The sequence below is a fragment of the Bradyrhizobium genomosp. III genome, from assembly GCF_000261705.1.
Taxonomy (GTDB): Bacteria; Pseudomonadota; Alphaproteobacteria; order Rhizobiales; family Xanthobacteraceae; genus Bradyrhizobium; species Bradyrhizobium ottawaense.
The window spans coordinates 1-25659 of sequence record NZ_AJQF01000147.1 but is presented as its reverse complement, the minus strand read 5'-3'; the positions used below and the strand labels follow the sequence as shown (position 1 = coordinate 25659).

General features: G+C 65.5%; 26 protein-coding genes. 15 read left to right on the top strand and 11 right to left on the bottom strand.

Going from position 1 to position 25659, the window contains the following annotated elements:
- Positions 1-71: 71 nt before the first annotated feature.
- Complete coding sequence (locus tag IC66_RS0112435; protein ID WP_049801714.1) at positions 72-989, top strand: LysR substrate-binding domain-containing protein; 918 nt, start codon at positions 72-74, stop codon at positions 987-989.
- A 44-nt stretch (positions 990-1033) separates the two neighbouring features.
- Here IC66_RS0112435 and IC66_RS0112430 read toward each other — a convergent pair whose 3' ends face one another.
- Positions 1034-1795, bottom strand: a complete 762-nt coding sequence (locus IC66_RS0112430; protein ID WP_038947832.1) for a hypothetical protein — start codon at positions 1793-1795, stop codon at positions 1034-1036.
- A gap of 15 nt (positions 1796-1810) precedes the next feature.
- Positions 1811-1999 (bottom strand): hypothetical protein, encoded by a 189-nt coding sequence (locus IC66_RS0112425; RefSeq protein ID WP_018315770.1) that lies wholly within the window; start codon positions 1997-1999, stop codon positions 1811-1813.
- Positions 2000-2252: 253 nt separating this feature from the next.
- Between IC66_RS0112425 and IC66_RS0112420 the strand changes: the two genes are divergently transcribed.
- Positions 2253-3230 (top strand): DUF2336 domain-containing protein, encoded by a 978-nt coding sequence (locus IC66_RS0112420; protein WP_038947831.1) that lies wholly within the window; start codon positions 2253-2255, stop codon positions 3228-3230.
- Positions 3231-3433: 203 nt separating this feature from the next.
- Here the strand turns inward: IC66_RS0112420 and IC66_RS0112415 are convergent, their stop codons facing one another.
- From IC66_RS0112415 to IC66_RS0112400, 4 genes are all read right to left on the bottom strand, one after another.
- On the bottom strand, positions 3434-3778 hold the full coding sequence (locus IC66_RS0112415; RefSeq protein WP_028142953.1) for a DUF1491 family protein: 345 nt from the start codon (positions 3776-3778) through the stop codon (positions 3434-3436).
- Positions 3779-3831: 53 nt separating this feature from the next.
- Positions 3832-4041 (bottom strand): hypothetical protein, encoded by a 210-nt coding sequence (locus IC66_RS0112410; RefSeq protein ID WP_028142952.1) that lies wholly within the window; start codon positions 4039-4041, stop codon positions 3832-3834.
- Between the two features lie 146 nt (positions 4042-4187).
- Positions 4188-4898 (bottom strand): peptidoglycan-binding domain-containing protein, encoded by a 711-nt coding sequence (locus tag IC66_RS0112405; protein WP_038947830.1) that lies wholly within the window; start codon positions 4896-4898, stop codon positions 4188-4190.
- A complete protein-coding gene (locus IC66_RS0112400; RefSeq protein WP_038947828.1) occupies positions 4891-6756 on the bottom strand; it encodes a sensor histidine kinase in 1866 nt (621 codons plus the stop codon). Before IC66_RS0112400 ends, IC66_RS0112405 begins: the two co-directional genes overlap by 8 nt.
- A gap of 411 nt (positions 6757-7167) precedes the next feature.
- On the opposite strand from IC66_RS0112400, the gene IC66_RS0112395 reads away from it, so the two are divergent.
- Together IC66_RS0112395 and IC66_RS0112390 are read left to right on the top strand one after the other, a co-directional pair.
- Positions 7168-7602, top strand: a complete 435-nt coding sequence (locus tag IC66_RS0112395) for a DUF5330 domain-containing protein (RefSeq protein ID WP_038947827.1) — start codon at positions 7168-7170, stop codon at positions 7600-7602.
- Positions 7603-7669: 67 nt separating this feature from the next.
- The gene (locus IC66_RS0112390) at positions 7670-8098 is read left to right on the top strand and encodes a SufE family protein (protein ID WP_028142948.1); all 429 of its coding nucleotides are present in this window, start codon (positions 7670-7672) and stop codon (positions 8096-8098) included.
- Positions 8099-8218: 120 nt separating this feature from the next.
- Here the strand turns inward: IC66_RS0112390 and IC66_RS0112385 are convergent, their stop codons facing one another.
- Together IC66_RS0112385 and IC66_RS0112380 are read right to left on the bottom strand one after the other, a co-directional pair.
- Complete coding sequence (locus tag IC66_RS0112385) at positions 8219-8635, bottom strand: MucR family transcriptional regulator (protein WP_028142947.1); 417 nt, start codon at positions 8633-8635, stop codon at positions 8219-8221.
- Positions 8636-8771: 136 nt separating this feature from the next.
- On the bottom strand, positions 8772-9665 hold the full coding sequence (locus IC66_RS0112380) for a hypothetical protein (protein ID WP_038947826.1): 894 nt from the start codon (positions 9663-9665) through the stop codon (positions 8772-8774).
- 312 nt (positions 9666-9977) lie between these two features.
- On the opposite strand from IC66_RS0112380, the gene IC66_RS0112370 reads away from it, so the two are divergent.
- Entirely contained in the window at positions 9978-11627 is a 1650-nt protein-coding gene (locus IC66_RS0112370; protein ID WP_038947825.1) for a glycosyltransferase family 39 protein, read from the top strand.
- 186 nt (positions 11628-11813) lie between these two features.
- On the top strand, positions 11814-12593 hold the full coding sequence (locus tag IC66_RS0112365) for a class II aldolase/adducin family protein (protein ID WP_028142944.1): 780 nt from the start codon (positions 11814-11816) through the stop codon (positions 12591-12593).
- 235 nt (positions 12594-12828) lie between these two features.
- Here the strand turns inward: IC66_RS0112365 and IC66_RS0112360 are convergent, their stop codons facing one another.
- The 3 genes from IC66_RS0112360 to IC66_RS0112350 all read right to left on the bottom strand — a co-directional run bounded on the left by IC66_RS0112360 (position 12829) and on the right by IC66_RS0112350 (position 17326).
- Complete coding sequence (locus IC66_RS0112360) at positions 12829-14223, bottom strand: M20/M25/M40 family metallo-hydrolase (protein ID WP_028142943.1); 1395 nt, start codon at positions 14221-14223, stop codon at positions 12829-12831.
- 25 nt (positions 14224-14248) lie between these two features.
- Positions 14249-15577: a glycosyltransferase family 87 protein gene (locus tag IC66_RS0112355; RefSeq protein WP_028142942.1), complete on the bottom strand. Its 1329-nt coding sequence runs from the start codon at positions 15575-15577 to the stop codon at positions 14249-14251.
- Between the two features lie 126 nt (positions 15578-15703).
- Positions 15704-17326, bottom strand: a complete 1623-nt coding sequence (locus IC66_RS0112350; protein ID WP_028142941.1) for a helicase HerA-like domain-containing protein — start codon at positions 17324-17326, stop codon at positions 15704-15706.
- A gap of 351 nt (positions 17327-17677) precedes the next feature.
- Between IC66_RS0112350 and IC66_RS0112345 the strand changes: the two genes are divergently transcribed.
- The 9 genes from IC66_RS0112345 to IC66_RS0112305 form a co-directional block, all read left to right on the top strand.
- On the top strand, positions 17678-18043 hold the full coding sequence (locus IC66_RS0112345; RefSeq protein WP_018315753.1) for a hypothetical protein: 366 nt from the start codon (positions 17678-17680) through the stop codon (positions 18041-18043).
- 26 nt (positions 18044-18069) lie between these two features.
- Positions 18070-18477, top strand: a complete 408-nt coding sequence (locus tag IC66_RS0112340) for a DUF4332 domain-containing protein (RefSeq protein WP_028142940.1) — start codon at positions 18070-18072, stop codon at positions 18475-18477.
- Positions 18478-18742: 265 nt separating this feature from the next.
- Positions 18743-19603 carry a dihydropteroate synthase gene (folP, locus tag IC66_RS0112335; protein WP_028142939.1) on the top strand — a complete coding sequence of 287 codons (861 nt, stop codon included), beginning with the start codon at positions 18743-18745 and terminating at the stop codon, positions 19601-19603.
- Positions 19600-19968: a dihydroneopterin aldolase gene (folB, locus tag IC66_RS0112330; RefSeq protein ID WP_027533885.1), complete on the top strand. Its 369-nt coding sequence runs from the start codon at positions 19600-19602 to the stop codon at positions 19966-19968. The genes folP and folB overlap by 4 nt, the downstream gene beginning before the upstream one ends.
- Positions 19968-20459: a 2-amino-4-hydroxy-6-hydroxymethyldihydropteridine diphosphokinase gene (gene folK / locus IC66_RS0112325; protein ID WP_028142938.1), complete on the top strand. Its 492-nt coding sequence runs from the start codon at positions 19968-19970 to the stop codon at positions 20457-20459. The genes folB and folK overlap by 1 nt, the downstream gene beginning before the upstream one ends.
- A gap of 81 nt (positions 20460-20540) precedes the next feature.
- Entirely contained in the window at positions 20541-22412 is a 1872-nt protein-coding gene (locus IC66_RS0112320) for a methylmalonyl-CoA mutase family protein (RefSeq protein ID WP_038947824.1), read from the top strand.
- Positions 22409-22873: a GFA family protein gene (locus tag IC66_RS0112315; RefSeq protein ID WP_028142936.1), complete on the top strand. Its 465-nt coding sequence runs from the start codon at positions 22409-22411 to the stop codon at positions 22871-22873. Before IC66_RS0112320 ends, IC66_RS0112315 begins: the two co-directional genes overlap by 4 nt.
- Positions 22874-22895: 22 nt before the next feature.
- Positions 22896-25052, top strand: a complete 2157-nt coding sequence (gene scpA, locus IC66_RS0112310; protein ID WP_038947823.1) for a methylmalonyl-CoA mutase — start codon at positions 22896-22898, stop codon at positions 25050-25052.
- A 38-nt stretch (positions 25053-25090) separates the two neighbouring features.
- Positions 25091-25659 (top strand): hypothetical protein (locus tag IC66_RS0112305; protein ID WP_440588117.1); only part of this gene is annotated, 569 nt, incomplete at its 3' end.

Genomic DNA, 25659 nt, shown 5'->3' with positions numbered 1-25659 from the left:
TATGCCCCTGCCTCGTTTCCGACAAACGCGCTGTTGTCTTGCATAGGTGAATTTGGTTCACTCGTCGGATGCTGCTGTCCAGTATTCCGATATCATCCATCCGCGCGTTCGAGGCGGCCGCACGCACCGGCTCGTTCCGGGATGCGGCGAACGAACTTCATTTGACGCCGAGCGCGGTGAGCCACGCCATCCGCAAGCTCGAAAGCGCGATGGGCACGATATTGTTCGAGCGGAGCGCCCGCGCCGTCCGTCTGACGCCGGCGGGCGAGAACCTGATGCGTCATGCCGGCGCCGCCTTCGACAATCTGCGCCGCGGGATCGAAGAGGTCGCGGGCCGCGGCCCGCAATTGCTGAGAGTGCACTGCGCGCCGAGCTTTGCCGCGCAGTGGCTCGCCCCGCGCCTTGCCCGCTTCATGGCCGCAGAGCCCCAGCTCGAGGTCCGGCTCGCCGCCAGCACGGAATATGCCCGGTTCAGCAACGACGATTTCGACATCGACATCGTCTACGGGCAGCCGAGAGCCGAGGGAGTCGAGGTCATTCCGCTCGGCGAAGAGACCGTGACGCCGCTCTGCACGCCCGAGCTCGCGAAGAAAATCCGCAAGCCGAAGGACCTGCTCGATCAGGTGCTGATCCGCTCGGAAGTGAAGCAGGTGCAGTGGCACCAATGGTTCACCGCCAACGGGCTCGAGGCGCCTGCCATTCATGGCATGCGCTTCGATCGCAGCTTCCTGGCGATTGCGATGGCGTCGAGCGGCCTCGGCGTGACGCTGGAGTCAACCCGGCTTGCCGAACGCGAGATCGCCACAAGGCGGCTGGTTGCCCCCCTCGCCGGACGCTCCGTCGACATCCGCTATATCGGCCACCATCTGGTGTTCCCGCGCGCGAGCCAGCAGCGGCGACCGATCCGCGTCTTCGCCGAGTGGATCACGCGGGAGGTCGCGGTTGCCGGCCCGGCTTCAAGCCGATCGAGAGTCAAGTCGACGGGCTGACGGCTCCGACCGCTCAATACGTGCCGCCGAAGCGTCTTTTCTGCTCAGCCCTTCGAAACCACCGCGCGCCCATAGGGCGGTTGTGCCTGGACCGGCGGATTGGCGGTCTGGGCGGCGAGCTCGCCGATCAGGCGGTCGGCATCGGCGGCCATGCCGTCGGGGGCCTGGATCACCAGGCGCTCCAGTGCCCAGCGATAGGACGAGATGCGCTGCTCCAGACATTGCTGCACCCACTGCACGATCAGCGAGTTCTCCTGCATCCGCGCGACCGCGTCGTCCCTCTCTCTCGGCGAGAGCGCGGAGACGCGCGCCATGCTGGCGTTGCGCTTTCTGTCGAGGTCGATGACGCGGATCGCGGATGCGAAGAACGGCTCGAAGCGGGTGATGTCGTTGCGGACGTCCTCGATCAGCTGCGCATAGCGCGAGGAATGCGAGCGGTGCGGCTCGTCGATCAGCGTGCGGCCGTACATGGTGCGGTCGAACACGATCTTCTGCCGCCAGGGTGACGGCATCGCCTTGTAGTCGCCGAACACGCTCTTCCAGGCGGGGCGCGACAGCGGCGGCTCGATCATGGGATAGGCGAGGTCGCGCAGCTGGCGCTCCTCGTCGGTGAGCTGGAATTGCGAGGGTTTCAGACCGACGCTGGAGGTGACCTCCTCGCCGAGCCAGCGATGCATGTCGTCGCTGCGCATGTCGGCGCGGGTGCGGCCGAAATCGCCGCCGCTACAGGCACCGAGCGCAGCGCCAAGCATCGTGAGCAGCACGGCCGATCGGACAGACCGGATCTGGCGGATGGTGTCCGGCATTGCAAGAGCCCGGAATCAGCGACGGCGACGACGGCGCCCCGGCGCTGTGCCCTGCTCCGGCCCGTGATCGCCGCTGGTTTCGTCTGCCTCGCGCTCGATACGGATGACGGGAAGGATCAGGATCGTTCCCATGTCCGCGCGCGGAGCGACATCCCCCGACGAGCCCACCCGGCGACCGGCCGGAAATTCAATGATGGTCCCCATGTCAGCTCTCTTCAATTGCCGCGCGACCGAGCGCGCTCATGCAACATGCATTCATTAAGATCAGTTCATGGTTAACGGGGTGTAAACGTCGCGGTCGGACCGTAACCGCACGGGCCGCCCGCGACGTCCCGTTGCGGCACGAGATCGCTCCAAATCGAGCGTTCGGCTTCACGCCTCGTTTTCCTTAACGAGCCTTTAAAGGAGCCTGCGATAGGCTGGCGGGCAGTATCTCTTCCAGGTCGCGTATCTCTCCATGACCCAGTCGCTGTTTCCCGGATTCGACGGGCTGATGTCGCTCTCCCGTCGCGAAGGCGTCGATGTTCGGCCGACGCTGCTGCGCGTGCTGACCGACCTCTATGTGCAGACCCGCATCCACAGTGACGACGAGCAGCGCCAGTTCACCGAGCTTGCAACGCGGCTGATCGACCAGGTCGACGATGCGACCCGCGCGGCCATCAAGGCCAAGCTCGCGATCTATCCGTCGACGCCCGTCCCGGTTCTCCAGAAGCTCGGGCTGGTTGCCGCACATGAAGGCCGCAGGGTTCCACTGGCGCGTGAAATCCCCACGCCCGCACAAGCCCCCTCGCCGGCCCGCACGCCGACCGACGCCGAGCTGCGCATGGCCGCGAACATGGCGATGCAGCCGAAGGACGCCGCCGAGATCCACGACATGTTCTTCCGCGCCGGCGCCTCCGAGCGCGCGCTGATCCTGCACAACCTGGCGCAGACCCCGCTGAAGGCCGCGCCCCGCATTCCGACCGTGCGCGCCAAGCGCGCGATTCAGATCCTGGAGATGGCGGCGATCGCGGGCGACGTCGAGAATTTCACCCTCGAGCTCGGCGACAGCCTGATCCTGCCCTCGCGCGTCGCGGCCCAGATCGTCGACGATGCCGGCGGCGAGGCGCTCGCGGTCGCCGCGCGCGCGCTCGACATGCCGAGCCCCAACTTCCAGCGCATCCTGCTGTTCTTCAAGCCGGAGATCGGCACGTCCGTGAACGAGGTCTACCGGCTATCGCGGCTCTACGATCGTCTCAACGACCGCTCGGCGCTGGTGATGCTGGCAGCCTGGCGCGGCTCGACGCTCGCCGTCACCCGCGCAAAGTACCAGTCGTCACTGCACGACGGCGAACGCCAGCGCGCCCGCGCGGGCGCAAGCCAGACCCGGCCGGGCGTGCAGCCCGGCGCAATGCCACCGCGCCGCACCGGCACCGACGGGTCGTCGGAGCGTTGAACGACTCGCGTTGAGGGAGATCCCGCGTCGTCCAAGCTCGTCATTGCGAGCGCAGCGCGCAGTCGTGCCCCGGACGCAGCGCAGCGCCCCTCCGGCGATGCGCTGCTGAGCCGGGGCCCATCTCTCCGCCTTCGTTGATGCAGCCTTATGGGTCCCGGCTCTGCACGGCAACGCTGGCGCGTCGCCGCTTGTCCGGGACACAGCTACGCCTTCGCAAGCTCGAGGAAATGCCGTCCGGCACGATCCTCGGTCTCGACGATCCAGGCGTCCGGATCGAAGCGGATTTCCTTCGTCAGCCGCTCCTCGATCGTGTGCTCGGGCAGAGGTTGCTGCGCGACCGGCACGAAGAAGCGATCGACGGGGCGGCCGTCGTCGTAAGAGGTCTGCGGCGCCGGCGCGTACAGCATCGCATGGCCGTCGAGCAGCGACACTTTCACGAACACCGCGCCCGCCTCCTCGGCACCGCGACGGCGCACCGCGCCGAACACGCCCTCGGTCTGGCACCGGCGCAGGTAAGCCGCCACCCATATGTTGGATTTCAAACGCATGAGTCGAACGATAGGCCAGCGTGACGCGCACCGCCAGTATCAGCGTCCGATTGTCACGCCTTGCTTACACCTTGCCCGCCGTTGATCTGGCGTGCGACGAGGTATGACAGCGGCATCGCAAGTGCGAATCCCACGGCGACCGCATAGGGGATGTTCCTGATCGCGTCGGCGGCGAAGCTCGGCACCATCAGCACGACGATCAGACTGACGCCCGCCAGCACCGTACCCAGCATGATCCAGACCAGAACCGAGACCTTGAACATGACAACCTCTCTTCTTCGTTGAAGATGAGCGATCATGTTCCCCGAAGCCGTCGGCCGTCATTGATCCCAAGCAAATCGCCCGCGCGGGGGCGCGGCGGCGCGCGATGCCCGGAATTGATCGACGTCAATGACAGCGGGCGGTGGGGTTATTCGACGGGATGGCCGATCGCGGCGCCGAGCTCGCGCAGCAGCCGGTCGGACAACTGGCCGGTGACCTGCATCTTGTGCTCGCGCTCGAACTTCTGGATCGCGGACTGGGTCTCGCCGCTCATCGTGCCCGTGATCTTCAAATTCCCGTAGCCATATTCGGACAGCGCGCGCTGAACGCCGGCGATACGCCGGGCGGCGGGGCTCTGCGGCACGGGAATCGGCGCGGGCGGACGCATGGCGGACGGCGGCGTCGAGGTCGTCGCCTTGACCAGATTGGTCATGGGATCACTGCCCGCGCGCGGCGTCGATGCGGTCGCCTCGACGGGTTTCTCCGGCGGCTTCTCGGCGGCTCGCTCGGCAGGTTTCGGCTCGGCGCGGAACTCCGTCGCGCGCGGCTCCAGCGGCGAGGTATCGGCGCCGACCGGGCGCGGCCGCGGCATTGGGTTCGACAGCGCCACGGAGGACGGTGCGGGAAGATTGATCACGGTGCCGAACATCGGCGCCGGATGGCGGCCGGTCTGCAGGAACAGCGCATTGGCAACGATCGCGCCGATCGCGGCGACGGCGACGAGACCGGCCAGCGTGTCCTTGGGGCTGTGCAGCAGCACGCGCATCACGAGGTTGCGCTCGGTCTCGACATCGACAACCGCGGCCTTGGCGCCACGGCGGCGCGGAGCGGCTTCGTCCTTGGTAGACTTCCTAGGCACTTTTCTTCACCAGAGCGGGTTGGTCCTGAGACTGGTCGTGAGTTTGGTCCTGAAGATCCTGGCGCAGCACCGGCGTCAGCGTCGCGACCTTGCTTTCGACCGGCTTGACTTGCGGCGGCGTGTAGACGAGCGGCAGCCTGACGGTGACGGCGGTGCCCTCTCCCAAACTGCTTTGTACCGTCAATTCGCCGAGATGCAACGCCACGAGACTCTTCACGATCGAAAGTCCGAGACCGGTTCCCTCGTGACGGCGCTGATAGGTCTTGCCCGCCTGGAAGAACGGCGCGCCGATGCGCTTGAGATCGTCGGGCGTGATGCCGACGCCGGTATCGCTGATGCGCAGCGTCAGCTGCGAACCCGACACCGAAGCGGTCACGGAGACCTGACCGCCACGCTCGGTGAACTTGATGGCGTTGGCGACGAGATTGAGCACGATCTGCTTGAACGCCCTGGGATCGCCGGTCATGACGGGCAGATCCTGCGGCGCATCGGTGATGAGATCGATGCCGTTCTCCCGCGCCTTCAGCGCCAAGAGATTGCAGCAATGCAACAGCGAGGCCCGCGGCGCGAACGGCTCGGACGCGATCTCGAAATTGCCCGACTCCATCTTCGACATGTCCAGGATGCCGTTGACGACCGACAACAGGTGCTGGCCGGAATCGTTGATGAGCTGCGCGTATTCCTGGCGCTGGGCCGCACCCAGCATCAGGGTCTGCTCCTGCGCGATCATCTCGGAGAAGCCGATGATGGCGTTCAGCGGCGTGCGCAGCTCATGGCTCATGGTGGCGAGGAAGCGGGTCTTGGCGGCATCGGCAGCTTCCGCGGCGCTGCGCGCCTGATCCAGCGCCTGCTCGGACAGCTTGTGGTCGGTGACGTCGCGCATCACGGCGACGACCTCGGCCTCGCGCGTGACGTCACTGTGATAATTGTGGCCGATATCCCGGTCGAGCGGGCGGCAGCGCATCTCGACCCAGAGGAAATCGACCTGGCCGCGCTCCGAGCCGTCGGGCTCACGCCGCAGCCGGAACTCGATGCTGCGCACGTCGCCGCGCGCGGCATCGGAGAGCGCGGTGAGATAGGCCGGGCGATCGGCGACATGGACGCGGTCGAACAGGCCATGCCCCAGCAGTTGCGCCACCGGCATGCCGAGCATGGCTTCCGCCGCCGGCGAGATGAACTGCACCGCACCGTTGCGCTGATGCCGCGAGACGACGTCGCTCATGTTGCGGGCGAGCAGGCGATAGCGCTCCTCCTCGCGCGACAGCAGCGCAACGCTGGTGCGCGCCAGCGATTCCGCGCCGAAGGCAAGGCCGGCGGCATAGAGCGTCGCCGAGACGACGCCGCACGCCATCAGCACGCCGCGTTCAGCAGTGCTGGTGTCTGCAACCGGCAGCCAGCCGAGCTGGCCGACGAGAATCAGGAGTCCCGCACAGGACAGCGCGAGCAAGGAAGCAAAGGCCGCGACGCGGCGCGAGGCCGACAGCGCGGCTTCGAGGGGAACCACGACCAGCCAGACCGCGGCGAATGATTCGATGCCGCCCGTGGTGCCCGCGACCGCCATGATCAGGCCGGCGAGCGCCAGCGACGACAGCACATGGGCGCCTTCATAGCGGCCGGTGCGCGACAGGAACCAGGACAGCAGGATCGGCGCGATCAGCCAGGCGAACGCGGCGACCTCGACCGCGCTCGGCGCGCCGCGCATGGCGAGATAGACCGGGAATGCGGCAAAGGCGGCCAGGCTGCCGAGCAGCCGCGGCGCCATGAAGGCACGATGACGCGCCCGCATCAGCGCATCGTAACGCGCGGAGGGATGCAGCAGTGCATCGAGACAATCGCGGATGATACTCAAAACTGTCACGGGTCTCGCGCTTCGGCTCAATCGTCTTTGGAAGACGTGCCGCAACGCCTCCTTGTCGTTGAGCCACCGTGTCAGAGCGACCTTAAACGAGTGCTAAGGCGGCTCGGTGTGCGGCCGGACGCCGAGACATCGCGGGGCTTTTTAGACGATTTGGCGACGTCTTCGGCGAGGATGGTGAACACAGGGTTTCACACATCCCGGCATGGTTTCGAATTGGTGGATACGCATGCCAGCGGAATCACGGGCGCCGGCGTCAATCGAAAATTTACGACACCGTCGATCTCGAAGAATTTTGCGTAAATTTTCCGCGAATTAAGCTCAAGGCAATCACTTGCGATTTATCGAGAGTTGCTAGGTCGAAACGCGCGCGGACCATCGCCGCGGGCGGGATCTAACGAACAGGTCGATAAGATGCGCTTTCTGCTCCGCATCACATTCTGGCTCGGGCTGGTGCTGGTGCTCCTGCCCAGGGACAAGACGCCCGAATCGGAGAAGCTGCCCCAGATCGGTGCCGCCGACGCGGTGCAGGCTGCGACCGCGGCCGTCTCCGACATGACCCAGTTCTGCAAGCGCCAGCCGGCGGCCTGCGAGGTCGGCGGACAGGCCGCGACCATCATCGGCCAGCGCGCCCAGGACGGCGCGCGCAAGATCTACCAGATCATCAACGACAAGAAAGAACAGATCTCCAACGACAAGAACGAGAAGAACGACAAGAAGGCGCCCGACCATACCGGCTCGATCGCGATGGCCGGCGAAGGCGATGCCGCATCGACCGAGGCACCGCGCGATACCCTGAGCCAGGACGACCTCGCGCTGGAATGGCGCGGCCCGGCGGCGGCGAATTAGCGCCCAAACCCTATCGATTTCATCTCCTCGCATCCTTATATTGGCCCTAACGGGAACACGGGCCAACATGACGACGATCGACGAAATCAGGGACAATTTCGAGCTTCTGGACGAGTGGGACGACCGCTACCGGTACGTCATCGAGCTCGGCCGCACCCTGGAACCGATGCCGGAGGCGGAACACTCCGCCGAGAACAAGGTCAACGGCTGCGTCAGCCAGGTCTGGCTGCAGAAGCTGGTCGACCGCGGCCATGGCGCGCCGATCCTGAAATATCGCGGCGACAGCGACGCGCATATCGTGCGCGGGCTGGTCGCGATCGTGCTCTCGCTCTATTCCGGCCGCACGCCGCAGGAGATCATCGATACCGACGCGATCGCCGTGTTCAACGAGTTCGGCTTTCGCGATCATCTGACGCCGCAGCGCTCCAACGGCCTGCGCTCGATGGTCGAGCGCATCAAGACCGATGCGAAAGAGGCGCTCGCGGAAGCGTCGTGAGATGCTCTCGTAGGATGGGCAAAGCGGAGCGTGCCCACGATTGCGTGTGACTGGAGAGAATTCGTGGGCACGGCGCGCAAGCGCGCGCCTTTGCCCACCCTACGAGATCCGAAGCCTGGTCTACTTCCGCTTCCGCTGCTGCTGTCCGAGGCCCATCTGCTTGGCCAATTGCGAGCGCGCCACCGCATAGTTCGGCGCGACCATGGGGTAGTCGGCCGGCAGGCCCCATTTCTCGCGGTATTGCTCCGGCGTCATGTTGTACTGCGTGCGCAGATGGCGCTTCAGCGACTTGAAGCGCTTGCCGTCTTCCAGGCAGACCAGATAGTCGGGCGCGATCGACTTCTTCAGCGAGACGGCCGGCTTGGCCGGCTCGAGCGGCGCGGTCTCGGTGCGGCCTGACGACACCCGCACCAATGCGCCATGCACCTGGCTGATCAGGTTCGGAATCTCCGCCGCAGGCGTCGGATTGTTGCCGAGATAGGCCGACACGATGCTCGCCGTCAGCTCGATGAAATTCTTAGCCCCGGCATCCGACATGGGCCCGCCCTCTCTGCACCTTGCGCTTCACGGGATAGACGACGCCGAACCTTTCCGTGTCAACAATACGTTCGGCTGAAACAAGGGACTGACGAGGCGACGACGATTGCGGCGCTTGACTGCTGCGCGGCAGAGCTCAGGACCGCTGGTCGAGATGGGCACGCAACTCGTCGATCGACGCAAAGCGCATCATGCCCTCCGGCATCTGCGCTTCGATCGAGCCGTCGGAATAGAGCGAATAGGCCATGCCGTCGACGATGCCGGATTTGAGGACGGTCACGGGCGCCTGCTCGACGGGTGGTGGTGGGGGCGGCGGCTCGGGTGCAGGCGGCGGAGCGGCCTCCGCAAAGGTCGATGGCGAGCGCGGCGGCGGCCGGCGCAGGGCGGCCGGCGGCTCCGACGGACGCATGCGGTCCGGCTTCGGCCAGGCATCGTCAAAGCTTGCAGGCGGAGTATCCAGGGCCTCACCGGGCTCCGCAGGTAGCTGCGGCGGCGCGTCCTCGATGGCCTTCGCCTCCGCACGCTCCCGCTCCTTGCGCGAGGTCGATGCGAACAACAGGTTGCGCCGGCGCGGCGCTTCCGGAGCCGCGGGCGGCGTTGGAGCTTCCGGCACCGGCGGAGCCTCGACGCGCGGACGCTCGCGCGCGGCAGCTTCGCTCTGCCACGGCGGCGGGCCTGCAGCAGGTGGTGGCGGCGGTGGCTGCTCGATCTTTCCTTCGGCCCTTCCCTCGATCCTTGCCGCCGCAGCGGCAGGCATCGGTTCGGGCGCAGCGCCTGATGCGGCGAGGCCCGGCAGCACGGGCCTGACCCGAACCTCGGACGGCGCACCGGCCAGCCGACGCGCGAGGCCCTTCAGTTCCGTGACCACGACATAGAGGCCGGCCAGTAACATTCCGGAGCAGACGGCGATCGTGCCCGAGATTATGAGGGGGCTGCCGAGGCTGAACTCCCTGACGGAGAAGCCAAACAGGATCGAAAGGAAGCCCGCCACGACGGCGAAAATCCCCGCGATCAACAATGCCAGATTCATCGAACTCACCCCCGGTCGCCATCCACACGCGACAACCGCTACGCCACGATACCGTCATCCGGTGTTCCACGCCAACGAGGAATCGTCGGTAGCGTTCCTAAAGGGAAGGAAATCAGGGACTTATTCACATTCCCTTCAGCTACGGCTCGCTACTGCTTAGACTGCTCTCAAGTAACCGGAATTGCTGCGTCGCATCAGGAATTTAGCCATAATGCCCAATTACTTGGTAATGGAACTGCGCTATAGGGAGTCCGGGGAACAGGCCCGCGCGCACCAGCAGGGCCAAGAGGGGATTCCGGGGCACCGATAGCCATGACATCCATCACGACTTCGGCGATCGACACGCCTCTGCGGCGCTCGGTCGAACGGACTTGCGACGATCTCGCCATGCTGGTGCTGGCCGCGGTCGCGGTCGTTGCAGGCCTGACGTTCCGCGACTACGGCCTCGGCTGGGACGACTACACCCACGCTGAATATGCCGATTTGCTGCTGCGCATGTTCGGTTCCGGCTTCAAGGATACTGCGGCGCTCTCCTTCGCCAATCTCTACATGTATGGCGGCGGCTTCGACATGGTCGCGGCCCTCCTGCACAAAATCATTCCGCTCGAGCTGTTCGAGACGCGACGTCTGGTCGGCGCCATTGTCGGCGTGGTCGGACTTGCGGTGACGTGGCGGCTCGGCCGTCGCATCGGCGGGCCCCTTGCCGGTCTTGCCTCGCTGCTGCTGCTCGCGCTGTGCCCGATCTTCTACGGCCACATGTTCATGAATCCGAAGGATGCACCCTTCGCGGTGGCCATGATCATCCTGATGCTCGGCCTGGTCCGGCTCGCCGAGGAATATCCCAAGCCGTCGCCGCGCACGATCCTGATCGTCGGCCTGGGTGCCGGCCTTTCACTGGGCTGCCGCGTTCTCGGCGGGCTCGCGCTGGTCTACGCCGTGCTCGGCTTCGTCCCGCTGTTCCTGGAGGAACTGCGCAGCGAGGGCCTGCGCGAGTCGGTCCGCCGCTTCGCCCATGTCGTCTATGTGCTGCTGCCCGGCTTGGCGTTCGGCTACCTCGTGATGGGCCTGATTTGGCCGTGGTCGATCATGGAGCCCGGCAATCCCTTCGAGGCGCTGACCTACTTCTCGCACTTCTTCGAGAAGCCGTGGAAAGAGATGTTCGACGGCGCGATCGTGTCCGTGCCGGACATGCCCTGGTCCTATCTGCCGACGCTGTTCGCGCTGCAGCTGCCCGAGGTGATGCTGGTGCTGATGGCCGGCGCCGTGGTCAGCACCTTCGCCATGCTGCCGCGAAGCGAGGTGCCGGCGCGGCGCAAGACCATCATGCTGATGCTGACGCTGGCTGCGACCCTGCCGCTCGCGATCGCGATGGTGAAGCGGCCGGCGCTGTACAACGGCATCCGCCATTTCGTGTTCGTGATCCCGCCACTGGCGGTGCTCGGCGGCGTCGCTTTCGCGTGGGCCATGGAGCGCCTGCGCGCCAATCACCGCACCTGGCAGCCGGTCGTGCTCGCCACGTTCTGCTTTGGCCTTGCGCTCTCGCTCGCCGAGATGATCCGGCTGCATCCCTATCAGTACACCCACTTCAACCATATCGCCGGCACCGTGCGCGGCGCCGACGACCGCTTCATGCTGGACTATTGGGGTCTCGCGCTGAAGCAGGCTTCGGACGAGCTGCGCGAGCAGATCGTCGAACGCCAGGAAGTGCCGCCGACCAATCGCAAATGGAAGGTCGCGGTCTGCGGTCCGCAGCGCCCTGCCCAGGTCGCGCTCGGGCCCGACTTCACCATCGGCTGGGATTCCAACGCGGCCGATTTCGCGATGACGCTCGGCGAGTTCTACTGCAAGGGCCTTACCGCGCCCGTGATGGTCGAGATCAAGCGCGACGACGTGGTGTTCGCCCGCGTCTACGACATCCGCGGCCGCAGCATTTCCAGCCTGCTCTCGATCCCGGCGCCGTAATAATTTTCTCTAGGGCGAAGCCCGGATGAGCGAAAGCGACATCCGGAATCCCCCTCAGAGCGGCCCCGCATGTCGTTCCGCTCATGCGGGCTGCGCTTGACTGCCGCGCGCTTGTCGCGCCTTGCTGCTTGCCACGAGCGGTACTACGCTCCCTCCCCGCAACAACGATGTTCGGAGAGATCAGCCATGTCGCCAGCGGAAGCGCGCCTGAAGGAAGTGCCGTCTGATATGACGGAGGCTGAGTGGCAGCAACGGGTCAATCTCGCCGCCTGCTACCGCCTTGTCGCGCTGTACGGCTGGGACGATCTGGTCGATACCCACATCTCCGCGCGCGTGCCCGGCCCCGACCATCATTTTCTCATCAACCCCTACGGGCTGATGTTCGACGAGATCACCGCCTCGAGCCTCGTCAAGGTCGATTTGCACGGCAACCAGCTCTCCGAGAGCGAATACAGCATCAACCCGGCGGGCTTCACCATCCATTCGGCGATCCACGAGGTGCGCGAGGACGCGATCTGCGTGCTGCATCTCCACACCCTCGACGGCACCGCGGTGTCGAGCAGCGCGGAGGGCCTCTTGCCGCTGAACCAGACCGCCCAGCTCGTCACCCACGACCTCGCCTATCACGACTATGAAGGCATCGCGCTCGATCACGACGAGCGGCCGCGGCTGCAGAAGGATCTCGGCGACCACAACCACATGCTGCTGCGCAATCACGGCACGCTCACCGTCGGCCGCTCGGTCGCCTCCGCCTTCGAGCGCATGTATCACCTTGAGCGCGCCTGCTCGATGCAGGTGCGCACGCGCGCGCTCGGCACGCCGGTCTATCCGGTCGACGATATTGCTATCGACAAGAACACCGAGCTGCTCGCCAACCGCGACCGCGCCGAGCTGCGCGCCACCAACCTCGTGTGGCCGCCGCTGCTGCGCAAGCTCGACCGCGAGCTTCCGGGCTACCGGTCTTGAGATTTTCGGGATTTGGTGTAGGGTAGCGCCCAACGAACCTCTACGCCTTTTGGAATGAAACGCCGCCCAATTCCGGGCGGCGTTTTTATTTTGGGGCGGTGGTCGCCACGACAACAGAGCCGTAGGGTGGGCAAAGCGGAGCGTGCCCACGTTCTTTCATAATCACTGAGAGATTGGTGGGCACGGCGCTTCGCGCCTTTGCCCACCCTAATGCAGCTCCCTACGGCCCCGTGCCCTACTTCACCTCCGCCAGCGCCGCGAGGATGCGGGCCCAGGAGCGGATGCCCTTCTGGAAGCTGCGAAGATCGTACTTCTCGTTCGGCGAATGGATGTTGTCGTCGTCCAATCCGAATCCGACCAGCAGCGAGTCGAGGCCAAGCGTGCGCTTGAAGTCGGCGACGATCGGGATCGAGGCGCCGGAGCCCATCAGCACGGTCTCCTTGCCCCATTCCTCCGTCAGCGCCTTGCTGGCGGCGGCGAGCGGCTTCATGTTCCAGTCGAGCGCGACAGCGGGCGCGGCGGAATGGTCGCCGAACTCGACCTTGCAGTCGCCGGGAATGCGCGCCGTCACGTAGTCGCGGAACGCCTTGCGGATCTTTTGCGGGTCCTGCCCCTCGACCAGGCGGAACGAGACCTTGGCCGAAGCATGCGACGGGATCACCGTCTTGGAGCCCTCGCCGATATAGCCGCCCCAGATGCCGTTGACGTCGCAGGTCGGGCGCGATGAGGCCTGCTCGATCAGCAGGCGTCCCTTCTCGCCAGCGGGGATCGACAGGCCGATCGGCTTGAGGAACATCTCCGGCGTCAGATTGAGCTTCTTCCACTGCTCCAGGATATCGGGCGGCAGGTCCTTCACGCCGTCGTAGAAGCCGGGAATGGTGATGCGGTTGTCGTCGTCGAACAGGCCGCCCAGAATTTTGGTGAGCACCCGGATCGGGTTCATCGCGCTGCCGCCGAACACGCCGGAATGCAAATCGCGATTGGCGGCGGTGATCTTCAGCTCTTCGTAGAGCAGGCCGCGCAGCGAGGTCGTGATCGCCGGCGTGTTGCGGTCCCACATGCCGGTGTCGCAGACCAGCACGTAGTCGGCCTTGAACTCGTCCTTGTTGGCCTCAATGAAGGGCACGAAATTCTTCGAGCCGACCTCCTCCTCGCCTTCGATCAGGAAGGTGATGTCGACCGGCAGCGAGCCCGTCACCTTCTTCCAGGCGCGGCAGGCTTCGACGAAGGTCATCACCTGGCCCTTGTCGTCCTCGGCGCCGCGCGCGACGATGATCTTGCGGCCGTCGGCATGATCGGTGACGACGGGCTCGAACGGCGGACGGTGCCAGAGATCGAGCGGGTCGACCGGCTGCACGTCGTAATGGCCGTAAAAGATCACATGCGGCCGTCCACCGGCACCGGTCTTGCCGACGATGGCGGGATGCCCGGCCGTCGGCCTCACTTCAGTGGCGACGCCGAGGCTCGCGATGTCCTTGGCGAGATGCTCGGCCGCCGCCTTGCAATCCCCGGCGAAGGCCGGATCGGCGGAGATCGACTTGATCCGGAGCAGCGCGAACAGGCGCTCCAGGCTGTTGTCGAAATCCTTGTCGATGTGGTCGAGCACGGATTGAAGCTGCGCATTGGCCATGGTTGTGGGTCCTGACATTCGAGTCTCAAGAGGTACCGGGTTTTAGCGCCGTCGCAGGCTCGGAGCCAGCCGCAACGGGCGGATGCCGGATGTGCCATGCAAGACTACCTGCAAGTACGGCGGTCGCGAGGAGATTGTTGCCCCAGGCCTGGAGGACAGTTGGAAACCACGGCAGCGCCAGCAGCATGAGAATGCCGGCCGCGCCGAGCGCGAGCCAGGTTCCGAGACGCACATTCGCCCGCTCGTCGAAGGCGGCGCGATGCATCAGCACCGTCATCGGGAAGAACAGCCACATGAAGTAGTATTGCCGTGCCAAAGGCGAGGCCACCGTGATCAGGCAGAACAGGATGGCGAGCTCCTCCGCATCCGAGCGCGCCGTTCGCCGTGCTTGCTGCGGCATGATCGCGACGAAGCCGAGCCCGAGCAAGGCCGACAGCACCAGCACGATCCAGTTCGCCGTCCTGTAGTCGACGTCGATGATGTTCATCGTGCGCGGCGGCTTGCCGGGATCCTCCAGATTGAAGTTGATCGGACGGACCAGGCGGTGCGTGACGGCGATGAGGGACTGGTTGACCCACGACCAGTTCTGCTCGTCACGCTGGCCAAAGCCCTTTTCCGAGCTCGTTCCGACCATGCCCTGATACCAGGTCGCAAGCTCGGCCGCGTTGCGCTCGAAGCCGCGGATCGGCGCCGGCACCACATAGAGAAGGATGCCGGTGAAGGCGACCGTGGCGGCGGCCGCCGCCCATTTCCGCCGCCAGACCAGATACGGCAGGACCGCGATCGGAAACACCTTGATGGCAGCGGCGAGCGCGAACATGAAGCCCGCAAGCCAGGGACGTTGGTGCCGCAAGCTCCAGAAACCGTAGAGCATCATGGCCAGCAGGACGAGGTTCGGCTGGCCGAGGTCGAACATGTCGAACACGAAGGGCACGGTGACGACGGCGGGCAGCGCCTCCAGCCAGCGGCCGGGGCTGCGCCCCGAGCCGGCCATGACCTGGGAGAACGTCCCGGTGTACCACCACGCTACGGCGTTCAGGATCGACAGGACGACATAGAGCGGGATCTTGCCGAACCAGCTCGGGATCGCCAGCAGGATCGCCGGCAACGGCGGATAGATGAACTCGAAGTACTCGACGGCCGTGGCGGGATAGAGTGGCTCACCCTGCAGGACCTGCTGCCCGGCCCACAGCCACAGCGGGTAATCCTTGGTCTTGCCGCTGCCGAAGATCTCGGGAACGAGCACGTCGGCGGCGAGCAGGACGCAGCAGAACAGAAACAGCAGATCCAGCGGCGCGCGCAGCGACAGGTGTCGGGGCGCGTCAGGCTTGGCTAACGGGGCGGGCGGGGTCACGGAGTGGTCCTGTGCGGCGGCGAACAGGACGTAGCAGACCGGCGCAGGCTTGGAGAGCCCCTCACCTGAAATTGTACCGGTGGTGGCCTCGGGCAACGGCAAGCGGAATTGCCCAAAGCGGCCTGCCTACCGCCGCAGCAATCCGCCGAGCGCGCCGCGAACCAGCGTACGGCCGATCGAGCCGCCGAGCTGGCCACCGACCGACTTGCCGATATTGGCGGCCATCCCGCCGATCACCTGGTTGGTGACCGATCGCGTCACGTCCCGCGCAATGACCTGGCCGGTCGACAGGCGGCCGCGCTTGACGTTGGTGCCGAAGATGGTGCCGACGATCGAGCCGATCTGGCCGAGAAGGCCGCCGCCATTTCCGCCAGCCGGGCCGTCCGCGGTGGCCGCCGTGCCGGCAATGCGCTTCTGGATCATCTCGTAGGCGGATTCTTCGTCGACGGCGGTGTCGTATTTGCCCTTCACCGGGCTCGCAGCCATGATCGCCTTGCGCTCGTCCGGCGTGATCGGCCCGATGCGAGCCGACGGCGGCCGGATCATCACCCGCTCCACCATCGCCGGCGTGCCGTTGCCCTCGAGGAAGGACACCAGCGCCTCGCCCTTGCCGAGCTCCATGATCACCTTGGCAGTGTCGAGCTTCGGGTTGGGCCGGAAGGTCTGGGCCGCAGCGGCGACCGCCTTCTGGTCCCGCGGGGTGAAGGCGCGCAGTGCGTGCTGCACCCGGTTGCCGAGCTGTCCGAGCACGCGGTCGGGGACGTCGACCGGGTTTTGCGTCACGAAGTAGACGCCGACGCCCTTGGAGCGGATCAGGCGGACCACCTGCTCGATCTTGTCCATCAGCGCCTTGGGCGCATCGTTGAACAGCAGATGCGCCTCGTCGAAGAAGAACACGAGCTTCGGCTTGGGCAGATCGCCGGCCTCGGGCAGCTCCTCGAAAAGCTCCGACAACATCCACAGCAGGAATGTCGCGTAAAGCCTGGGGTTCTGGAGCAGCTTGTCGGCCACCAGAATGTTGACCATGCCGCGGCCGTCGCGGTCGGTCTTCATGAAGTCCTTCAGCGTCAGCGCCGGCTCGCCGAAGAATTTGGTGCCGCCCTGGTTCTCCAGCACCAGCAGCTGGCGCTGGATGGTGCCGACGGTGGCCTTGGTGACGTTGCCGAACCCCTGCGCGGCCTTGCGGATGGCTGCGAGCGGATCCTCCTCCGCGTCCGCCCCCTTCTTCCCGCTATCGGGCACGATGGCATCGAGCAGCGCGCGCAGATCCTTCATGTCGATCAGGGTCAGCCCGGCGTCGTCGGCGACGCGGAAGGCAACGTTGAGCACGCCTTCCTGCACGTCGTTGAGGTCGAGCATGCGTGCGAGCAGAAGCGGCCCCATTTCCGTGACGGTCGCGCGCACCGGATGGCCCTGCTCGCCGAACACGTCCCAGAACACCGTCGAGAACTGATCGGGCTGGAAATTCAGCCCCATTCCGGAGGCGCGCTTGACGATGAAGTCTTTGGCTTCGCCGACCTCGGAGATGCCGGAGAGGTCGCCCTTGATGTCGGCGGCGAAGACCGGAACACCGGCGCGCGCAAATCCTTCCGCCATCACCTGCAGCGTCACAGTCTTACCGGTTCCGGTTGCACCTGTGACGAGGCCGTGGCGATTGGCGAGCGCCAGCGTCAGCCAGGCCTGCTCCTCTCCCTTGCCGACGAAGATCTTGTCGTCGGTATCGCCGAGCTTGCTGTCCTGTGCGGTCATTATTCTCTCTGATCTCTTCTTGCCGGGTTTCGCGTACCGAAACTCGAATGCTCCAGTTCCGTAGTTTAACGCATGTCGCGCACCGATTAAAACGGTTCAACGCGCTCCAAGCATGCGACATTGTCGGAAACAGACGGACGGTATCAGCCGAAAGTAGGAACGAGCTGTTCGCAACGCGGCAATTTTTCGCCGATTCCATCTCCGCTCTTGCACCGCTGCAACACCTTTCGCGCGTTCGAAGGTGAATCGCCACGGCGCGTGCGTTCATCGCTTGAATTTCACATCACACCGGCTCAAGATCATTTTCGAAAGAAATACTCCGGCAAGCAAACCGGCTGAGGGGCGGGCCTTATGGACGAGCTGATCGGGCGGCTGGCGACAAACGCCAGCATAGATAGTGCTGTCGCTGAAAAGAGCGTCGGCATTATCCTGGGCTTCCTCCGCAACGAGGGTCCTTCCGATAGCGTGCAGGCCCTGATCGACCAGATCCCTGGAGCGGAAGCCGCGATCGAGGCATCCAGGAGCGGCGGCGGACTGTCGCGGCTGATGGGCGGCGGCTTGATGGCGGTCGGCACGCGCCTGATGGGCCTGGGGCTCGGCATGTCCGAAATTCAAAACGTCGCCCGTGAACTTTTCCGCTTCGGCCGAGACAAAATCGGAGCAGATCAGATGGGCAAGATCGTTGCGGGGACGCCAGGCCTCAGCCAGTTCGCCTGAAGCTTTGGCAATTCATATCGAGTATCATGACATATCCGATCTCCGAGATTGAGGGCCTGTCGGTCTTTGCCGCCAACAAGTTGAAGGCGCAAGGTATCCGCACCACCGACGGGCTGCTCGAGGCGGCCGGCACGGTGAAGGGCCGCAAAGCGCTTTCCGCCAAGACCGGCATCAGCGAGCAGCTGCTGCTGGAATGGGCCAACGTCTCCGACTACATGCGTATCCCCGGCATGGGCCGGGCCAAGGTCGGCCTGGTCCGCGCCGCCGGCGTCACCACCGTGCGCGAGCTCGCCTATCGGAATCCGGCAAGGCTCGCCCAGAGCATGCGCGACGCCAACGAGAAGAAGAAGCTGCTGCGCATCCTGCCTTCGGAGAAGTCGGTCGGCGACATCATCGCCAAGGCGAAGAAGCTGCCGCCGAAGATCACGTATTAGGGGTCTTTCGAGAACGGATTCCCGCGCCACCTTTTCGGTGTCGTCCCGGCGAACGCCGGGACCCATACCGCGGAATCTATCGGTCACAGACGGTGGCAGTACCGGACTACGAGTCTTCGCCAAACTTTACCCTGGGGGTATGGGTCCCGGCGTTCGCCGGGACGACAGCTGGGGTGATGCGCGAGAGTGCCACAATATCGATGCCGCCCGCCGACACCGCCATCCCGCCTTGACTCCCCCTCGCCGACCGCGCAAAGCCACCCACATGAATGCCTCGCCCTCCCCATCCGTCCCGCCGGCCGGCTCGGCCGGGCCAGATGCGCTGCGGAAACTGCTGGAACGACCGATCCCGGCGGTGATGGGCGTGCTCAACATCACCCCGGATTCCTTCTCCGACGGCGGCGAGTTCATCGGGCCCGAGCAGGCGCTCGCGCGGGCGCGGGCGATGATCGCGGATGGCGTCGACATCATCGATATCGGCGCCGAGTCCACCCGGCCCTACAAGGGTGCGAAGGCCGTCACGGCGGAAAGCGAGCTGGCCCGGCTCAAGCCGGTGCTGGCGGGCGTCGTGGCCCTCGGCGTGCCCGTGTCGATCGACAGCATGAAGGCGGAGGTGGTGGCCTATGCGCTCGACCAGGGCGCGGCGATCGCCAATGACGTCTGGGGTCTGCAACGCGACGCCGCGATGGCGCCGCTGGTGGCCGCAAGAGGCGTTCCCGTCATCGTCATGCACAACCGCGACGACGCCGATCCCGCCATCGACATCATCACGGACATGAAGACGTTCTTCCTGCGCTCGCTGGACATCGCCGCAAAGGCCGGCATCGCGCGCGAAAAAATCGTGCTCGATCCCGGCATCGGCTTCGGCAAGACCGCCGAGCAGAGCATGACCGCGCTGGCACGCTTGCGCGAATTCGAGATGTTCGGCCTGCCGATCCTCGTCGGTGCCTCGCGCAAACGCTTCATCGCCTCGGTGTCGCCGTCGGAGCCGAAGGAGCGGCTCGCCGGCTCGATCGCCGCGCATCTGATCGCCGCGCAACGCGGCGCGAAGATCATCCGGACTCATGACGTCGCCGAGACCCTGCAGGCGCTGCGGGTAGCGAACGCAATCGAGGGCAAGCAATGACCGATACGATCTTCGTCACCGGCCTGTCGATCCACGCCCGCCACGGCGTGATGGATCACGAGACCGAAGTCGGCCAGCGCTTCGTCATCGATCTCGAACTCTATACCGACCTGTCGGAGCCCTCGCGCAGCGACCGGCTCGCCGACACGGTGTCCTACGCCGACGTCGTGGCGACGACGACGGCGGCGTTCAAGAATACCAATTACAAGCTCCTGGAGCGCGCGGCCGGCGCGGTGGCCGACGCCATCCTGTCGCACTTCCCGCGCATCCGCGCCGTGAAGATCACCGTGCACAAGCCGCATGCGCCGATCGCCGCGATCTTCGACGACGTCGGCATCATGCTGACGCGCTCGCGGCACCCCTGATGGCAAGCGTGCTGATCGCACTCGGCGGCAATGTCGGCGATGTCCGCGCGACATTCGCCAAGGCGATCGCCCATATCTGCGGCATGGCGCAAGCTGCGCTAATCGCGCGATCCTCGGATTATGCGACGCCGCCGTGGGGCGACGAGGAGCAGGCTCCCTTCATCAATGCCTGCATCGAGATCGAGACCGGCCTCGATCCGCACGCTCTGCTGTTCGTGCTGCAGAAGGTCGAGCAGAAATTCGGCCGCACGCGGGACAAGGAGCGGCGCTGGGGCCCGCGCACGGTCGATCTCGACATGATCGCCTATGACGATGTCAGCTTGCAGAAGCCGGATCTGACCCTGCCGCATCCGCGCCTGTTCGAGCGCGCTTTCGTGCTGGTACCGCTGGCCGAAATCGCGCCGGACCGCGTGATCTCGGGCATTCCAGTGCGTGACGGGCTCGCCAGCGTCTCGACGCAAGGCATTGAGCGGCTTCCGGATACCGGTTAACCAAAAACAACCGTTTGCAGGGGCGGCCCGCCGTGGCAATTTCGCCTGCGAATAACGATACGTTTGGGAGCCCTTGGCCGCATGACCTCCGTGACCGACGACCTGCCGCTGGCGGCCGATTTTCCCAAGGCGAGCGTCGAGGACTGGCGCAAGCTGGTCGACGGCGTGCTGAAGGGCGCGCCGTTCGAGAAGCTGGTCGGCAAGACCTACGACGGAATCAAGATCGAACCGCTCTATCCGCGCGCCAAGGGCGTTGCGCCCGTGATGGGACGGCCGGCGGCGGCGCCCTGGCAAATCGTGCAGCGGATCGACCATCCCGATGCGGCGCTCGCGAATGCGCAGGCTTTGCAGGACCTGGAGAACGGCGCGACGGGGCTCGCGCTGGTGTTCGCCGGCGCCAATGGTGCTCGCGGTTTCGGTCTGGAACCGTCGGCCGAGGCCGTAGCAAAGGTGTTGAAGGACATCCATCTCGATGCCGGCATCGGCCTCGATCTCGAGATCGGTCCGCAATCGCGGATGGCCGCGATCCACGTCGCGGAATATGTGAAGAGCAATGGCCTCGATCCCGCCGCCTGCAACATTCGCTTCGGCCTCGATCCGCTCGCGGCCGGCGCGGTGTGGGGCCACAGCCCCTATACCTGGGAGGAGATCGCTCCCGCCGTCACCGGCGCGATCAAGGGCCTCGCCGGGCTCGGCTTCAAGGGACCGTTCGCGTCCGCCGACGGACGCGTGATCCACGATGCCGGCGGCTCCGAGGTGCAGGAGCTCGCCTTCGTGCTCGCCTGCGGCGTCGCTTATCTCCGCGCGATCGAAGGCGCCGGCATTCCGCTGGACGCCGCGCAAGGCATGGTCTATGCGCGGCTTGCCGCGGATGCCGACCAGTTTTTGACCATGGCCAAATTCCGCGCGCTGCGGCTGTTGTGGGCGCGTATCGAAACAGCGTGCGGGCTGACGCCCAAGCCATTGTTCATCGCCGCCGATACGGCCTGGCGCATGCTGACGCAGCGCGATCCCTATGTGAACATGCTGCGGGCGACCATCGCGACATTCGCGGCAGGGCTTGCCGGTGCCAACGCGATCACCGTGCTGCCGCACACGCTGGCGCTCGGCCTGCCCGACCCGTTCGCACGCCGCGTGGCGCGCAACACGCAAGCCCTGCTGCTGGAAGAGAGCAACCTCGCCAAGGTCTCTGATCCCGCCGCCGGCGCAGGCGGCATCGAGACGCTGAGCGCGCAGCTTTGCGAGGCGGCCTGGGCGCTGTTCCAGGAGAGCGAGACAGCCGGCGGCGCCTTCGCCACGCTTCAGCAAGGCGTATTCCAGAGCAAGGTCGCGGCCGCGCGAAAAGCGCGTGACGCTAACATCGCAAAGCGCCGCGACGTGCTGACCGGCGCCAGCGAGTTTCCGAACCTGCACGAGAGCGAAGCCACGGTGCTGAAGGCAACGCCGGTTGCGCTCGCGCCTTACGGGGAACAGAAATACAAGTTCGATGCGCTGCCGCCGATCCGGCTGGCGGAACCGTTCGAGGCGCTGCGCGACAAGTCGGATGCAGCACTCAAGTCGCGTGGTGCGCGGCCAAAAGTGTTCCTGGCCAATCTCGGCACGGCCGCCGATTTCACGGCGCGCGCGACTTTCGCCAAGAGCTTCTTCGAGGCCGGCGGCATCCAGGCTGTCGACAGCGAGGGCTTTGCCGATCCGGCCAAGCTCGCCGCCGCCTTCAAGACTTCGGGCGCCGAGCTTGCCTGTCTTTGTTCCAGTGACAAGGTCTATGCGGAACACGCCGAAGCTGCAGCGAAGGCCCTGCAAACGGCCGGCGGGGGACATATCTATCTGGCAGGCCGCCCGAGCGAGACCGAGGCGGCGCTGCGGGCCGCCGGCGTCACGGGTTTTGTCTTCGCCGGAGGCGATGCGCTTGCGACATTGCAAGACGCCTATCGACGGATGGAGCAGAAATGACCGAACCAGGCAAACCAGTTCTCAGCGGCGGCTGCCAATGCGGGGCCGTGCGCTTTGGCGTCACGACGGCGCCAACCAGGATTTCGATCTGCCACTGCCGCATGTGCCAGAAGGCGGCCGGCGCGCCGTTCGCTTCCTTTGCCGACATCAACAAGACGGACTTTGCCTGGACCAAGGGGCAGCCGTCGTTCTTCCGCTCCTCGTCGATCGCCGAACGCGGCTTTTGCGCCGGCTGCGGCACGCCGCTTAGCTTCGGCCGCATCGGCGGCGACCGGATCGAGATCATGACCGGCGCCTTCGACCGTCCTGACCAGATCATTCCGACGCGACAGTTCGGCACCGAATCCCGTCTCGGCTGGGTGGTCGGCATCGCCAATTTGCCGAGCCAGACCACGCAACAGAATTACGGACCGGAGAAGATGGCGACCATCGTCAGCCATCAGCATCCGGATCACGATTGAGCGCCTAGGATATGGTTGAAACATGAGCCGCATTCCCAATTTCGCTGATGTCGCCTTCGAGCGCGCCACGACCGCCGCGCCGTCAGGCAGCGCCGAACCGTGGCTGACGCCCGAGGGCATCTTAGTGAAGCCCGCTTATGGCGAGGCCGATCTCGCCGGGCTCGATTTCCTCGAGACCTATCCGGGCATCGCGCCGTTCCTGCGCGGGCCCTACCCGACCATGTATGTCAACCAGCCCTGGACGGTCCGGCAGTATGCCGGCTTCTCCACGGCGGAGGATTCCAACGCGTTCTACCGCCGCAACCTGGCGGCCGGACAGAAGGGCCTCTCGGTGGCCTTCGATCTCGCCACCCATCGCGGCTATGACAGCGACCATCCGCGCGTCGGCGGCGATGTCGGCATGGCCGGCGTCGCCATCGATTCCATCTACGACATGCGCACGCTGTTCGCGGGGATTCCGCTCGACCGGATGAGCGTGTCCATGACCATGAACGGCGCGGTGCTGCCGATCCTCGCGCTCTACGTCGCGGCCGCCGAGGAACAGGGCGTGCCGCCGGAAAAGCTCTCAGGCACCATTCAGAACGACATTCTGAAAGAGTTCATGGTGCGCAACACCTACATCTACCCGCCCGCGCCCTCGATGCGGATCATCTCGGACATCTTCGCCTACACCTCGCAGAAGATGCCGAAATACAATTCGATCTCGATCTCCGGCTATCACATGCAGGAGGCCGGCGCGACGCAGGACCTCGAGCTCGCCTATACGCTCGCCGACGGCGTCGAATATCTGCGCGCCGGCCTTGCCGCGGGCCTGGATGTCGACCGCTTCGCGCCGCGGCTGTCGTTCTTCTGGGCGATCGGCATGAACTTCTTCATGGAAGTCGCCAAGCTGCGCGCCGCGCGCCTGCTCTGGGCAAAGCTTCTGAAGCCGTTCAACCCGAAGGACCCGCGCTCACTGTCGCTGCGCACGCATTCCCAGACCTCGGGCTGGTCGCTGACAGCGCAGGACGTCTTCAACAACGTGATGCGCACGACGGTGGAGGCGATGGCGGCGACACAAGGCCACACCCAGTCGCTGCACACCAACGCGCTCGACGAAGCGCTGGCGCTGCCGACCGATTTCTCGGCGCGCATCGCCCGCAACACCCAGCTGTTCCTGCAGCAGGAGAGCGGCACCACCCGCATCATCGACCCCTGGGGCGGCTCCTATTATGTCGAGCGTCTCACGCGCGACCTCGCGGCGAAAGCGTGGGGCCACATCCAGGAGGTCGAGGAACTCGGCGGCATGGCGAAGGCGATCGAGGCCGGCCTGCCGAAGCTGCGCATCGAGGAAGCCTCGGCCAAGACGCAGGCCCGGATCGACGCCGGCAAGCAGGCGGTGATCGGCGTCAACAAGTACAAGCCCACCGACGAGGACAAAATCGAAATTCTGAAGGTCGACAACACCAATGTTCGTCGGCTGCAGATCGACAAGCTGACGCGGCTGAAGTCCGAGCGCAACCAGAACGACGTCGATGCCGCCCTCGCTGCGATCACGCGCTCGGCCGGCGAAGGCAACGGCAATCTGCTGGCGCTCGCGATCGACGCGGCGCGAGCGAAAGCAACCGTCGGCGAGATTTCGGACGCGATGGAGAAGGTGTTCGGCCGGCACCGCGCCGAGATCAAATCCATCACCGGCGTCTACAAGCGGGAGGCGTCCAGCATGGGCAATCAGGTCGAGAAGGTTCAGGCGCTGATCGATGCCTTCGAGGAAGCCGAGGGTCGCCGTCCGCGCATCCTCGTCGCCAAGATCGGCCAGGACGGCCACGACCGCGGCCAGAAGGTGATCGCGTCGGCATTCGCAGACATCGGCTTCGACGTCGACATCGGGCCGCTGTTTGCGACCGCCGACGAGGCCGCGCGACAGGCCGTCGAGAACGACGTGCACATCCTTGGCGTTTCCTCGCTCGCCGCGGCCCATCTCACCGCCGTGCCGGAGCTGAAGGCCGCGCTGAAGAAGCAGGGCCGCGACGACATCATGATCATCGTCGGCGGCGTGGTGCCGCCGCAGGACTACGACGCGCTCTATGCCGCCGGCGCCGAAGCGATCTTCCCGCCGGGCACCGTGATTGCGGACGCCGCCGAGGAGCTGATCCGCAAGCTGAATGCGCGGCTCGGGCATAGCGAGGCGGCGGAATAGCTTCGCCGTCTACTTCCCGACAAGAAGGAATTTGCGTGATGTTTTTCGCGCCCACGTTCATGCGCGCGCTCGCTGCTGCCGCAGTTTGCAGCGCATTGTTCGGTCCCGCCCACGCCGCCGACCCCAAGCCAGACGCCGTCATCAAGACCAAGAGCATCGAGGCCCGCGTGTTCCTCGACGACAAGATCAAGGCGGATGCGGCGCTGGCGGCGGATTGCCTGGCCGAGGGCAAGAAATGGCTCGACAAGAACGCCGCCGAAGCGGCCGCCTCGCGCAAAGCCGATCCGCAGTTCTTCAAGGACGGCGGCTGGGATTTCGAGCGCAAATATGAGATCCGCTCGGTCGTCGCCGACCGCTACGTCAGCATCCTCCGCAACGACTACATGAACACCCATGGCGCCCATCCCAATTCGAACGTGGATACGATCCTGTGGGACAAGGCCGACAACAAGCGCATCTCGATCCGCCCGCTCTTCACCGAGACCGCCGATAACGGGGCGACGATGAAGGCGATGGTGAAGGCCATCATCGCCTCGCTCCGCACCGAGAAGAAAAAGCGCGATGCCGGCGAGACCGCGACTGACGAATGGTTCAAGGGCGTCGCGCC

Bases quoted from the DNA above. Each gene is read 5' to 3' on its own strand.
- IC66_RS0112430 (WP_038947832.1), bottom strand. From the start codon at position 1,795: ATGCCGGACACCATCCGCCAGATCCGGTCTGTCCGATCGGCCGTGCTG.
- IC66_RS0112425 (WP_018315770.1), bottom strand. From the start codon at position 1,999: ATGGGGACCATCATTGAATTTCCGGCCGGTCGCCGGGTGGGCTCGTCG.
- IC66_RS0112420 (WP_038947831.1), top strand. From the start codon at position 2,253: ATGACCCAGTCGCTGTTTCCCGGATTCGACGGGCTGATGTCGCTCTCC.
- IC66_RS0112415 (WP_028142953.1), bottom strand. From the start codon at position 3,778: ATGCGTTTGAAATCCAACATATGGGTGGCGGCTTACCTGCGCCGGTGC.
- IC66_RS0112410 (WP_028142952.1), bottom strand. From the start codon at position 4,041: ATGTTCAAGGTCTCGGTTCTGGTCTGGATCATGCTGGGTACGGTGCTG.
- IC66_RS0112395 (WP_038947827.1), top strand. From the start codon at position 7,168: ATGCGCTTTCTGCTCCGCATCACATTCTGGCTCGGGCTGGTGCTGGTG.
- IC66_RS0112390 (WP_028142948.1), top strand. From the start codon at position 7,670: ATGACGACGATCGACGAAATCAGGGACAATTTCGAGCTTCTGGACGAG.
- IC66_RS0112385 (WP_028142947.1), bottom strand. From the start codon at position 8,635: ATGTCGGATGCCGGGGCTAAGAATTTCATCGAGCTGACGGCGAGCATC.
- IC66_RS0112380 (WP_038947826.1), bottom strand. From the start codon at position 9,665: ATGAATCTGGCATTGTTGATCGCGGGGATTTTCGCCGTCGTGGCGGGC.
- IC66_RS0112370 (WP_038947825.1), top strand. From the start codon at position 9,978: ATGACATCCATCACGACTTCGGCGATCGACACGCCTCTGCGGCGCTCG.
- IC66_RS0112365 (WP_028142944.1), top strand. From the start codon at position 11,814: ATGTCGCCAGCGGAAGCGCGCCTGAAGGAAGTGCCGTCTGATATGACG.
- IC66_RS0112360 (WP_028142943.1), bottom strand. From the start codon at position 14,223: ATGGCCAATGCGCAGCTTCAATCCGTGCTCGACCACATCGACAAGGAT.
- IC66_RS0112350 (WP_028142941.1), bottom strand. From the start codon at position 17,326: ATGACCGCACAGGACAGCAAGCTCGGCGATACCGACGACAAGATCTTC.
- IC66_RS0112345 (WP_018315753.1), top strand. From the start codon at position 17,678: ATGGACGAGCTGATCGGGCGGCTGGCGACAAACGCCAGCATAGATAGT.
- IC66_RS0112340 (WP_028142940.1), top strand. From the start codon at position 18,070: ATGACATATCCGATCTCCGAGATTGAGGGCCTGTCGGTCTTTGCCGCC.
- folP (WP_028142939.1), top strand. From the start codon at position 18,743: ATGAATGCCTCGCCCTCCCCATCCGTCCCGCCGGCCGGCTCGGCCGGG.
- folB (WP_027533885.1), top strand. From the start codon at position 19,600: ATGACCGATACGATCTTCGTCACCGGCCTGTCGATCCACGCCCGCCAC.
- folK (WP_028142938.1), top strand. From the start codon at position 19,968: ATGGCAAGCGTGCTGATCGCACTCGGCGGCAATGTCGGCGATGTCCGC.
- IC66_RS0112320 (WP_038947824.1), top strand. From the start codon at position 20,541: ATGACCTCCGTGACCGACGACCTGCCGCTGGCGGCCGATTTTCCCAAG.
- IC66_RS0112315 (WP_028142936.1), top strand. From the start codon at position 22,409: ATGACCGAACCAGGCAAACCAGTTCTCAGCGGCGGCTGCCAATGCGGG.
- scpA (WP_038947823.1), top strand. From the start codon at position 22,896: ATGAGCCGCATTCCCAATTTCGCTGATGTCGCCTTCGAGCGCGCCACG.